Source organism: Paucibacter sp. PLA-PC-4 (genome assembly GCF_026241155.1).
Lineage (GTDB): Bacteria > Pseudomonadota > Gammaproteobacteria > Burkholderiales > Burkholderiaceae_C > Roseateles_E.
Genome location: NZ_JAPFGP010000014.1, coordinates 26128 through 37352 on the forward strand (window position 1 = coordinate 26128; position 11225 = coordinate 37352).

Here is an 11225-nt window from a genome sequence, read left to right on the forward strand (position 1 = left end):
CGCCCGGCAGTACGTGGTTCCTGGACCGGCCGCTGCTCAATCGCGATGATCCGCACTTCCCATCCGCCAGTACCCTTTTGCGCTGAGCCGGTGCCGCTCGATGCCCCGCTCCTGGAAGTGCAGTTTCAACTCGCGCACCGCCGCGGCCTCTCCGGCAAGCCAGATGTAGCCTGGCTCCGACGGCAATGGGTGATGCAACAACTGCTGGCATAGCCTTCGACCGGGCTCGTCAGGGTCGGTCAGAAGCCACGTCGTCCGCCAATCCGCGGCGGTGGGAATCGGCTGCTGCTCCGCCACACCATTGACTTCGACATAAGCCTCCACTTGCACGGAAGCATCCAGCGCCCCGGCAATCGACTGGATGGCCGGCAAGGCGGTCGTGTCGCCTGCCAGCAGCAGCCACTGCGTATCCCCCGGTGGCGCGAAGCCCCCGCTGCGCGGGCCGGCGATGCTCACCTGATCCCCCACCCGGGCCTGTGCAGCCCACATCGACGCTGGCCCGTCGCCTCGCTCGCCATGCAGGACCAGATCGATCAACACCGTCCCGGCCTCGCGGTCGACCGCGCGCAGCGTGTAGGCCCGGCCTTCGCCGGACGGTATGAAGAGCTTGACCCATGCACCCGGCGCATCGACCCCATCGCCCTGCACGAAAGCTGCAATCTCCGCGCCACCGAGCCTGATCCGCCGCATGTGCGGCGTGACGGCCTCCACGTTCAGCACCGTGCCCAGCGCGCGCTGGCGCCCCTTGGCGGCCAGCCGGTCAAGCATGATGGCCTCCAGCGGCAGGCCGCAGCCGAAGATGGAGCGCCACGCCAAGCGATAGCGCCACAGCCGCCGCGCCCACCAGATACACCGCGCCGACGCCCGCGTTGCTCGCGATCAACCCCGCCACCGGCCCGGTGATGCCCAGCGAGATATCCAGGAATGCCACATAGGCGCCCATGGCCACGCCGCGCGCCTGCGGTGGTGCTCGTTTTACGGCTTCGACTCCAAAGGCCGGGAATGCCAACGAATACCCAAATCCCGTCAGGGCCGCACCCACCGCCGCGAGGGACACGTCGTTCGCACCCCAGATCAGCAACTGGCCCAGCACCTCGAACGGAATGCAGATCAGCGCGACGCGCGCGCCGCCCAGCTTGTCGGGCAGGTGGCCGAAGAACAGGCGCGCGGCGATGAAGGCCACGCCGAAGGCCGTGAAGGCCATGGAAGCCGGCCCCCAGCCCCGGTCCGAGAACAGCAGCGCCGCGAAGGTGGTGATCACGCCGAAGCCCACGCTGGACAGGGCCAGCCCCAAGCCAGGGACCCACACCGACCCGAGCACTTTGTAGAACGGCGTGCGCCGGTGCGCCGCCGGTGCCGTGCCGCGCAAGCCCAGCACGATCGCCAGCGCGACGAGCGGGATCAGCGCCGTCGCCAGCGAGATCCCGGTGAACCCCCAGCGCGCATTGACGGCGACCCCGGCCGGCGCACCGGCCGCATAGGCGCCGTACATGGCGATGCCAACCCAGGCCATGACCTTGCCCGCGTTCTGCGGGCCGACCATGCCCACGCCCCAGCCCAGCGCCCCGGTGACGATCAGGCTCTCGGCGCAGCCGAGCAGCAGGCGGCCCGTCAGCAACGTCCAGACCGCCGCCTGTGCATCAGCAAACGCCAGGGAGACCAGGTAGGCGATGCCGGACGCCGTCGCCAGCAGCAGCCCCGAGACGACCGCGCGCTTGGCCCCGCGGGTGTCGGCCAGGTTGCCTGCCCAGGCGCGTGAGAGCAGCGCCGCCGCGAACTGGCTGCCCACGAGCACGCCGACGCCCAGGGCTCCCAGCCCCAGGTGCTGGCTCAGGTGCAACGGCAACACGGGCAGCGGCAGCCCGATGGTGAGGAAGCCGACGAAGACCGCCAAGGTCAACGGCAGCAGCCGGAGAAACACGTTGACCGGCGGCGCGGCAGCGGCGGCGTGGTGCGCCGCCGCCGAACGAGACGAATGCGAAGAAGACATGTGACTTTCCCTTTCAATGCGAGTAAAAACTCAATTCAGATGTCCAGGAGAATATGAGCCATGGCTCGCATTGAAAACTCGCATTCGCCGTCCGGCGCCGGACCGCTGCCTTTGCCTCGCAAACTGCCGCGTCAGGCGCGCTCGCAGGCCATGGTGGAGGCAATTCTTGAAGCAACAGCTCGCGTTTTGGCCGAACGCGGCTACGCCGGCACGAACACCAACGTGGTGGCCGAGCGGGCCGGCGTGAGCGTGGGGTCGGTCTACCAATACTTCCCGAACAAGGATTCGCTGGTCACGGCGCTGCACGAGCGGCACGGGGCGCAGATGTACGCCGCCATCGCGGCGGTGCTGGCCGCCGAGCGGCCGGACGGGCTGCACGGCCACGTGCAGGCGATGGTGCGCGCCTTGCTGGCGGCGCACCGCGTGGCGCCGGAGCTGCACCGGGTGCTGGAGAAGGAGTTCCCTTTCTTCGATGCTCCACGCGATCAGAGCGTGGCCGACGGCGGCATCTTCCGGCAGGTGCGCCAGCTCCTCGAGACACACCGCGACGAGATAGCCTTAGACGATCTGGATCTGGGAACCTGGATGGTCTTGCAGACCATGGAGTCGCTGGTGCACTCGGCTGTGATCGAGCCGCCGGCGATGTTTCAAGCCGACGCGGTAGAGGCGGCTATCGTGCAGGTGCTGATGCGCTATCTGACTGGATGCAGATAGCGCGAGCCTCAGCGTGCCGAAAGGTTGAGCACGGCCACTCCAGCCACGATCAAGGCGATTCCCAACAAGCGCGGCGCGTGCATGGACTCGCCGAAAAGCCAGATGCCGACGCAGGCAGTCAGTGCCGTGCCGGCACCAGCCCACACCGCATAGGCCAGCCCGAGGTCGAGATGCCGGACCGACAGGGACATGAGCCAGATCGCCAAGCCGTATAGCGCTGCACAGGCAAGCGATGGCAGGAAGCGGGTAAAGCCGTCGGCATGCCGCAAGGCGACGGTGCCGAGCACTTCGGCGAGAACGCTGGCGGCCAGCAGCCACCAAGCCGTGGAGGATGAACGCATGGGATACCCTTCGCGGCCAGCGCATACCGGGCGTGGCCGGGAAGTCGGAACAGGCGGTATCCCAAGTGAGCGGGATTTTACCGGAGCCATACGCATGTCGCGCACACCGCAGGAGACGCGCGGCGCAAAGAGGCGAGCAAGACGGCCCGTTACGACGGCGATCAATCCGATACATCAACAAGGTTTGCCGACGCACGCGCTTGGCGCGGCGTGTCGGCTCTTGCGACTGCGCGCTTTCCGAAGCCGCGGTCTCCCGCCATGAACGCCTGCAGCATATGCGGAATCAACGTTGCCGCATCCACCTGCTCGCCGTAGGTCTGTACATGCAGCGCGGCATAGCGGTCGAGATCAGCTCTCAGGCTCGCCGGACAATTGAAGGCCAGCTTGACGCTCTCGGTCTTGGGCAACGGCCCCAGCCGCAGCTTCTTGGCCGTGCTCATGGCGTCACTCCCCGCTGGAAGAACAACGGCTGATACGGCCGCAACACCAGATCGCGGTTCACGATCACCCGCACCGGCAAGCCCGGCCGCTCCGTCAGCGTCGGCTGGATGTTCAAGTTGCGCCGCGTCAGTTCCTGCCCCACATGGTTCACACTGTCCTGCAGGCTGTCACGCCCCGCGATCACGATGCGGTTGCCCTCCTGGCGGTTCTCCGGGGCCGCCAGTTCGGCCCCCACGCCCAGCAGCGTCGTCAGTGCCGCCCCGGCCACGATCCGGTCCCAGTGCCAATCCACGCCATCCTCCAGCCCGGCATAGCCTGCCGGATCGCTGCCTGCCAGGTTGTCCAGCGTCAGCGACGACGTGTCCGGCAGGATGATGCGGTTCCACATCACCTGTACCCGGCTTTGCCCAAAGCTCACCTGGCTGTTGTAGCGCCCCAGGATGCGTGAGCCCTGCGGGATCAGCAGGAAACGCCCTGTGGCCGTGTCGTAGACCGGCTCCGTCACCGAGGCGATCACGTCGCCCGGCAGATCCGACTTGATCCCCGTCACCAGCGCCGCGGCGATCACCGTGCCGGCCATCACCTGGTACGGCGACGCCGGCAGCTTCAGATTGCCGGCATTGCGGGTTTCCGTAGAACCGGATTTGAGGAAGGCTTCCTTCTGGTCTTGCCGGTTCTGCGCAGCGGTCGAATCATTGGTAGCCGCCGGCTGCGCCGCCGTCGAGGCCAGCCCGGCGCCCTGCGGATCGAAGCCGGCTATCCGGGATGACGGACTGGCCGAAGCAACGGTCGTGGACGGGCCGGCTTGCGCTGGCGCAGCGCGCTGCCCACTCGACCGGAAGAACACCGACGATCCGGCCGCAGCTTCGGCCTCCTTGCGCGCGGCGTCCCGCTCGGCCGCACCCGGGTCCTGATCCGGCGCGCCATACCGAGCGACCGCAGGCCCGGCAGTCGATTGCGCCTTCACGATCACCGGCCCCAGGTCACCCGGCAGTGGTGGCCCAAGTTCCGGGACTTTCGGCGGCAGCTTCGAGTAGTCCTTCGGCAACTGATCCAACTCTTCGGGCTTCGATACCCGATCGACGTTGTACAGCTCGGTCGGATCCTTGCCACCACGCCGCTGCGCCGGCTGCAGCGACCAGATGGTGGCCCCGAGCACGGCGACCGACAGGCCGCCGATGAGGATAGCCAGCGTGCGCCGATTCAGCCGCGTGACCGGACGCGGCTGCGCGCGCAGCGCCACTGCTTCCGGCGCCACCTTGTCCGCGCGCGGCAGGGCAAGGTCAGGTGTTTCGTCCTGGCTCATCGTCAGTTCCTCCGCGAGGTGCCCGCTGAGCCGGTCACGCCCGTCACACCATCCGTGCGCTCGATGCGCACCACATCGCCTTTGTCAGCGCCAAGGCGAAGTTCGGCAGCGCCAAACAGCCGGTCCACCACGTAGTACGGCGACCGGAAGCGGTAGTTCACCAGTTGCCCATCCCCCTGTGCCCCGATCACGAAGAGCGGCGGTAGCTCGCCCTGCGCGATGCCGGCCGGGAACTGGATGTAGACCTTCTCGCCATCGTCGAAGGCTCGCAGCGGCTTCCACGGTGGATTGCTGCCGCTGATTGCGTAGCGGAAGCGAATGCGCTCCAACGACAACCCGACATCCACCGGCGCGGCCACCTGCGCCTGGCTGGCCTGACGTTGCAGCGCCAACATCCGGTCCTTCGGATACTCCCAGGACACCGAGGCCATCCAGGCCTTCTCCGTCGAGGTCAGCTCGACCAGATAGGTTCGCCGACTCGTCGTCACGACCAGATTGGTCTTCAGGCCCGAGCGGATGGGCTTGACCAGCACGCTCACGCGCAGGGCCTCACCGGTTCCGCTGGACGTGTCCCCAACGATCCAGCGGACGGTGTCTCCGGCCGCCACCGTCACCAGTTCCTCACCGGGCTGCAGCGCGATGGCCGTCACACGGCCTGGCGCTGCATAGACCTGGTACAGCGCGCCATCCGTGAAGGGCCAGACCTGGATCGCGTTGACGTAACCCTCCCGCGTCGGCGGCATGCGTGCCTCGGCGTTGGCCCGCGACACCCGCAGCTTCTCGTCGGCGGGTTCAGGCGCGGGTGGCCCGTCTTGCGTCTGCTGTGCCGGCAAACCCTGTTGTGCGTCCAGAACCTGTGGCAGTGGCTTCATCTGCGCCGGCAATGGAAGCGGTTGCGGGACGACCACGACCTCGACCGGCTTCGGCGGTTCGGGCAAAGGCTGGGCCAGGACAGGCTCGTCGAGCGCGATCACCGGCGGCGGCTTGCCGCTGGTGGCGCAGCCGGTCGCCACCAGTGCGGATGCCAGCAAGGCCGACATCAATACGGATCCGTGCAAACGTGAATTCATGGTTTTGCTCCTTCGTTGGCATCCAGCTCGCGGCTCCAGGACAGGCCGTTGACGTAGATGCCCAGGGGGTTCTTGCGCAGTCGCTGCTCAGTGCGCGGGGTCTGCAGGACGGTGGAGACGCTGGCGGTCCAGCGTTCGGTGCCGGCCGGCGCACCGTTCACGAAGCGCTGCTCGGTCCAGCGCAGGTTGAACGACGAGTCGCTTGCCCGCACCACGCTCGTGATCTGCACCGTCACCGACTCCTTGCCGACGCGCGCGAACGGATCGTTCGTGCGCGCGTAGTCGTTGAGCACGGCTGCGCCCCGGTCGGTCGTGTAGTCGTAGGCGTCGAGCCAGTTCTGCCGCACCACGATCGGGTCGATGGACAGGGAGCGCACCAGCGTCACGAAGTGCGCCAGATGAAACGCGATCTGCGCATCGCCGGGCCTGTACGGCGTGGCCGCCTCACCGACGGCGCGCACCTGACCGGCCTGGTCCACCTCGATCACGTAGGGCGTCACGATGGACTGCGCCGAGCGCCACACCAGCCCACCGGCCATCAGCAACGCAAGGGTGAGGCTGCCGAAGGCCATCAGCCGCCAGTTCTTCGCCTGCACGCGGGACGAGCCGATGCGCTCGTCCCAGACCTGAGCGGCAGCTTGATAGGGAGTGGCAGGCTGCGGCGTGTCGGCATAGCGCACCTGTGGTCGTCTGAATCGCATGGATGGTTCTCCTGGAGGTTGTGTTCATTCATTCGCCGGAATGGCCCAGGCTCGGGCCGCTGCCCGAACCACCGCCATCACCCGCGCGCAGGGTGTGCGCGGCCGTGCTGGCCGCATGACCGATCTGCTGGCGACGGTGCAGGCGCTTGGCCCAGTCGGGTTCGTTGGCCGGAGGTGTGGCAGCACCTCCGGCGGACTCGGCCGCAGCAGTACTACCGCCTGATGTCGGCGCCGCCGCGTCGGCGACGAAGCCGGCGACCCGGTCCTTCATCGCCTTGGCTCCTTCGGCCACGCGGTGGCCCACGGCGCTTGCACCGGTCTTCGCGACGTTGGCGACGCCCGCACCGGCCGCTCGCAGCGGACAGCCTGGCGAGGCGGCTGCGCCTGCCTGGTAAGCCGTCTTCGCACCGCTCGCCAGCGCGCTGGCCGAGCGCCCTGCTGCGGCCCCGCCGCCGATGGCGGCGCGCGCAGCCCCAGGCGCCATGCGTGCACCAGCCGCTACGGCAGCACCCCCACCGGCCACCGCCGCACCACCGGCGACGGCGAGCCCGCCAGCAGCGAGTGCCGTGCCCGCCGCCGCGCCTGCGCCGAGCTGAGGTGCCCCCGAGACGAGCCCAGTCGCGATCCCCGGCCCGAAGATGCCCAGACCCAGCATCGCAAGCGAAGCCAGCATCACCACCAGCGCATGGTCGATGGAGGGTTCGGCAGGTGTGGTCTGGAACTGCGAGAACAGCCCCGTGCCGATGCCCACGATCACCGCCAGCACCAGCACCTTGATGCCCGAGGACACCACGTTGCCCAGCACCTTCTCGGCCAGGAACGAGGTCTTGTTCCACAGCGCGAACGGCACCAGCACGAAACCGGCCAGCGTGGTCAGCTTGAACTCGATCAGCGTGATGAAAAGCTGCACCGCCAGCACGAAGAAGCAGACGATGACGATGAGCCAGGCGAGGAACAACACCACGATCGGCGCCAGGTTGACGAAGACTTCCGGGAAGCCCGCCAGGTCGCTGATCTGCTGCAGGATCGGCGCGGCGGCGTCGATGCCCGCCTTGGCCAAACGCCCCGGCCGCAGGAAGTCCGCCATGCTCAGCGTCGAGCCGCTGGCTTGCAGGCCCAGCCCTGCGAAGGAGCGGAACACGATGCCCGAGAGCATGTTGAAGTTGCCGATGATGTAGGCGAAGGCACCCACGTACAGCACCTTGCGGATCAGCTTGGCCATCACGTCGTCGCCCTGGCCGCTGGCATGCGCCATCGCCCAGAAGAGACCCGCCAGCGTCATGTCGATCGCCACCAGCGTGGCGGTCAAGAAGGCAACCTCGCCATGCACCAGCCCGAACCCGGAATCGATGTAGGTCGAGAAGGTGTTCAGGAACTGGTCGATGATGGACACATCGTTCATGGCGGATCTCCCTTGCGGAGCCTGGAGGGGGTCTTCATGCCGGTCTCGCTGGGATTCAGTGACCGTAGAAGTCCACGGCCTGCGGCGTGTAGGCCGTGCCGGAACCGAGGAAGCGCCGCGTCACCTCACGCCCACGCTCGGCCGCCGCGGTCTGGCGGGCCAGCTCCAGCGACGCGGCGCGTCCCTGCGTGAGCTGCAATTGCTGGGTCTGGATCGCCTGCTTGGCCTGCAGTGCGAGCAGCTGGTTCGTCGCCTGCATCGCCTGAAGGGCGCCGGTCGCCGACTGGCTCTGGCCCACCAAGTCGGCCAGCACGCCTTCGTCCTGGCTGACGTTCTCCGAGACCTGCGCTTGCATGCGCATGGCCGTCTGCAGACCACCCAGCGTGTTCTGCCAGCGCTGGCGCGCGTCCTGCAGCATCTGGCTGCCGCTGGTCGCCGCCGTGATCTGCGACGGATAGAGCTGCGAGAACTGCTGGTCCATGTGCTGGACGTCGTAGGCCAGCCCCTGGGCCTGCGCGATCAGCTGGCGCGTCGTGTCCAGGTTGGAGCGCAAGCGGCTCACGACGTTGAACGGCAGGCTCGTGAGGTTGCGGGCCTGGTTCATCAACGACTGCGCCTCGTTCTGCAGTTGCTTGACCTGGTTGCTGATCTGCTCCAGCGTGTTGGCCGCCGTCATGAGGTTCTGCGTCAGGTTCGTGGGGTCAATCACGACCCACTGCGCCTGCGCGGCCGGGAGGGTGCACAGGCAGGCGGCGGAAATGGCCGCGGCGACGAGGGTTCGAGAGGTCTTCATGGTTGGATCTCCTGAGGTGAGGAAACAAGGGGCGGCACGGATGAGACAGACGGGAACGACGACATGAGGTCCGCGGCCCAGTGCAAGCTGCGGTGGCGCAGCCAGGCGGCTGCGAATGACGAATGCGCTTGCGCGGGCACAAGTGCTGCCGACACTGCATCGATGTCCCGCTGGTCCTGCGGCGTGGACGCTCCGGCGAAGGCGAGCGCCACCGGCCCGAGGTCCAGGTCGAAGAGCCGGTTGCCCAGCCGCGACTGGTAGTAGTAGTCGCGCTTGGGCTGGGCGGTCGCGACGATCTCGATCTGCCGGCCGTTCAGGCCGAAGCCTTCGTAGATCGTCCGGATCTGCGGCTCGGTCGCCTGCGGGTTGGGCAAGAAGATGCGGCTCGCGCAGCTCTCGACGATGGCCGGCGCGATGCTGGAATCCTTCACGTCGGCCAGCGACTGCGTGGCGAAGACGACGCTGACGTTCTTCTTGCGCAGCGTCTTGAGCCACTGGCGGATGCGTGCGGCGAATACCGGGTCGTCCAGGAACAGCCAGGACTCGTCCAGTATCAGCAGCGTCGGTGCGCCGTCGAAGCGGTCGTCGAAGCGCGCGAAGAGGTAGCCCAACACGGCCAGCACCGCTGCGCGGCTGTGCATCAGCTCCTCCATCTCGAAGCACTGCACGTCCGCCGAGCCCAGCCGGTCGTGGTCGGCGTCCAGCAGCTTGCCGTGGGCACCGCCCAGCACGTAGGGTGCGAGCGACTGGCGCAGCGCGTTGGACTGCAGCAGGACGGACAGGCCGGTCAGCGTCCGCTGCTGCACCGGCGCGCCGGCCAGGCTACCGAGCGCCGACCAGATCGCCGCTTTCTCGTCGGGACCGACGGCCACGCCTTCGTGCACCAATCGGCCTTCGACCCATTCGGCGGCCCAGGCGCGATAGCCTTCCTGGTCGATGCGTGCCAACGGCTGGAACGCGATGTCACCATCGGAGCCGAGGTCGTAGTGCTCGCCGCCCAGGCCGAGTACGGTCGCCCGCATCGAGCGGCCCATGTCGAACGCGAAGACGCGCGAACCGGGGTAGCGCCGGAACTGCATGGCCAGCATCGCCAGCAGCACCGACTTGCCCATGCCGGTCGGGCCGACCACCAGGGTGTGGCCCACGTCGCCGACGTGGGTGACCAGACGGAACGGCGTCGCGCCCTCGGTGCGCGTGACGATCAAGGGCGGCCCATCCAGGTGCGCGTTGCGCTCCGGCCCGGCCCAGACGGCCGATACCGGCATCAGGTGCGCCAGATTCAGCGTCGAGATGATGGGCTGGCGCACGTTGGCGTAGGCGTTTCCCGGGATCGAAGACAGCCAGGCCTCCACCGCGTTCAGGGTCTCGGGCATGGTGACGAAGCCCCGGCCCTGGATCACACGCTCGATCCTGCGCAGCTTCTCGTCGGCGGTGGCCGCATCGGCGTCCAGCACCGTCACCGTGGCGGTGAGGTAGCCGAAGGCCACCTGGTCGCTGCCGAGTTCCTGCAGCGCGGCATCGGCGTCTGTCGCCTTGTTGCTAGCGTCGGTGTCCACCAGCGGGCTCTCCTGCTGGAAGATGGTCTCGCGCAGCAGGGCCACGACGTTCTTGCGCTTGGCGAACCACTGGCGGCGCAGCCGGGTCAGTTCTTTCTCGGCCTCGGCTTTGTCCATGCACAGGAAGCGCGTGGACCAGCGGTAGGCGAAACCGAGCCGATTGAGGTCATCCAGGATGCCCGGCCAGGTCGATGTCGGAAAACCCCGCACCGTCGCGACCCGCAAGTGCATGTCGCCCAGCATCGGCGCCAAGCCGCCGATCAGCGGCGCATCCGCGAGCAAGGCGTCCAGATGGAACGGCACTTCGGGCACGCCCACGCGGTAGCTGCGCGTGGACACGGTCGCATGCAGGTGGCTGAGCGTCTGGCCGTCATCGAGCCAGGTGATCTCCGGCATCACGCCGTCGAGCAGATCGAAGATGCGCTCCGTCTCGGCGACGAAGGCGGCGAGGCGCTCGCGCCAGTCCACGCCCTCGCTGGGCTTGTTCTCGTACAGCAGCCCGGCCGCGCGAGCGCGCGACTCCTCGGGCGGCAGGTATTGCAGTGTGAGGTGGTAGCCGCTCTCGAAGTGGTTGCCGGAGTCCTCGAAGGCCGCGCGGCGTTCTTCGTCGACCAGCCACGACAGCGGCTCGGGAAACTCCGAATGCGGGTAGTCCGCAGCCGGTCGGCGCTCGGCTTCGATGAACAGCGCCCAGCCTTCGCCCAGTCGGCGCAACGCGTTGTTCAGGCGCGCGGTGGTGGCGATCAGTTCGCCCTGCGTGGCGCTGTCCAGGTCCGGCCCGCGGAAGCGCGCCGTGCGTTGAAAGGAGCCATCCTTGTTGAGCACGACGCCCGGAGCCACCAGCCCGGCCCAGGGCAGCCAGTCGGCGAGCAGTGCGGGGCGGCGGCGGTATTCGGCGAGGTTCAGCATGG

Annotated in this window: 11 protein-coding genes; 1 reads left to right on the top strand and 10 read right to left on the bottom strand. The window is 67.9% G+C overall.

Translation table 11 applies throughout. From position 1 onward, the window contains the following. Positions 1 to 36: 36 nt before the first annotated feature. Both OOZ63_RS20065 and OOZ63_RS20070 read right to left on the bottom strand, forming a co-directional pair. Positions 37 to 768, bottom strand: coding sequence for a siderophore-interacting protein (locus tag OOZ63_RS20065; RefSeq protein WP_266007382.1), 732 nt, complete (start codon positions 766 to 768; stop codon positions 37 to 39). Beyond that, positions 761 to 1990 (bottom strand): arabinose transporter, encoded by a 1230-nt coding sequence (locus tag OOZ63_RS20070; protein WP_266007383.1) that lies wholly within the window; start codon positions 1988 to 1990, stop codon positions 761 to 763. The genes OOZ63_RS20065 and OOZ63_RS20070 overlap by 8 nt, the downstream gene beginning before the upstream one ends. Before the next feature lie 60 nt (positions 1991 to 2050). Between OOZ63_RS20070 and OOZ63_RS20075 the strand changes: the two genes are divergently transcribed. After that, positions 2051 to 2704, top strand: coding sequence for a TetR/AcrR family transcriptional regulator (locus tag OOZ63_RS20075; protein WP_266007384.1), 654 nt, complete (start codon positions 2051 to 2053; stop codon positions 2702 to 2704). Positions 2705 to 2712: 8 nt separating this feature from the next. Here OOZ63_RS20075 and OOZ63_RS20080 read toward each other — a convergent pair whose 3' ends face one another. The 8 genes from OOZ63_RS20080 to trbE form a co-directional block, all read right to left on the bottom strand. Beyond that, positions 2713 to 3045: a DMT family transporter gene (locus OOZ63_RS20080; RefSeq protein ID WP_266007385.1), complete on the bottom strand. Its 333-nt coding sequence runs from the start codon at positions 3043 to 3045 to the stop codon at positions 2713 to 2715. A gap of 161 nt (positions 3046 to 3206) precedes the next feature. Beyond that, positions 3207 to 3485: a DUF2274 domain-containing protein gene (locus OOZ63_RS20085; RefSeq protein ID WP_266007386.1), complete on the bottom strand. Its 279-nt coding sequence runs from the start codon at positions 3483 to 3485 to the stop codon at positions 3207 to 3209. Then, on the bottom strand, positions 3482 to 4792 hold the full coding sequence (locus OOZ63_RS20090; RefSeq protein WP_266007387.1) for a TrbI/VirB10 family protein: 1311 nt from the start codon (positions 4790 to 4792) through the stop codon (positions 3482 to 3484). Before OOZ63_RS20090 ends, OOZ63_RS20085 begins: the two co-directional genes overlap by 4 nt. A 2-nt stretch (positions 4793 to 4794) precedes the next feature. Then, a complete protein-coding gene (trbG, locus tag OOZ63_RS20095) occupies positions 4795 to 5862 on the bottom strand; it encodes a P-type conjugative transfer protein TrbG (protein WP_266007388.1) in 1068 nt (355 codons plus the stop codon). Beyond that, complete coding sequence (gene trbF / locus OOZ63_RS20100) at positions 5859 to 6563, bottom strand: conjugal transfer protein TrbF (protein ID WP_266007389.1); 705 nt, start codon at positions 6561 to 6563, stop codon at positions 5859 to 5861. Before trbF ends, trbG begins: the two co-directional genes overlap by 4 nt. A gap of 28 nt (positions 6564 to 6591) precedes the next feature. Then, entirely contained in the window at positions 6592 to 7965 is a 1374-nt protein-coding gene (gene trbL, locus OOZ63_RS20105) for a P-type conjugative transfer protein TrbL (protein WP_266007390.1), read from the bottom strand. 55 nt (positions 7966 to 8020) lie between these two features. Beyond that, entirely contained in the window at positions 8021 to 8758 is a 738-nt protein-coding gene (gene trbJ, locus OOZ63_RS20110) for a P-type conjugative transfer protein TrbJ (RefSeq protein ID WP_266007391.1), read from the bottom strand. Beyond that, the gene (trbE, locus tag OOZ63_RS20115) at positions 8755 to 11223 is read right to left on the bottom strand and encodes a conjugal transfer protein TrbE (RefSeq protein WP_266007392.1); all 2469 of its coding nucleotides are present in this window, start codon (positions 11221 to 11223) and stop codon (positions 8755 to 8757) included. Before trbE ends, trbJ begins: the two co-directional genes overlap by 4 nt. Positions 11224 to 11225: the final 2 nt, after the last annotated feature.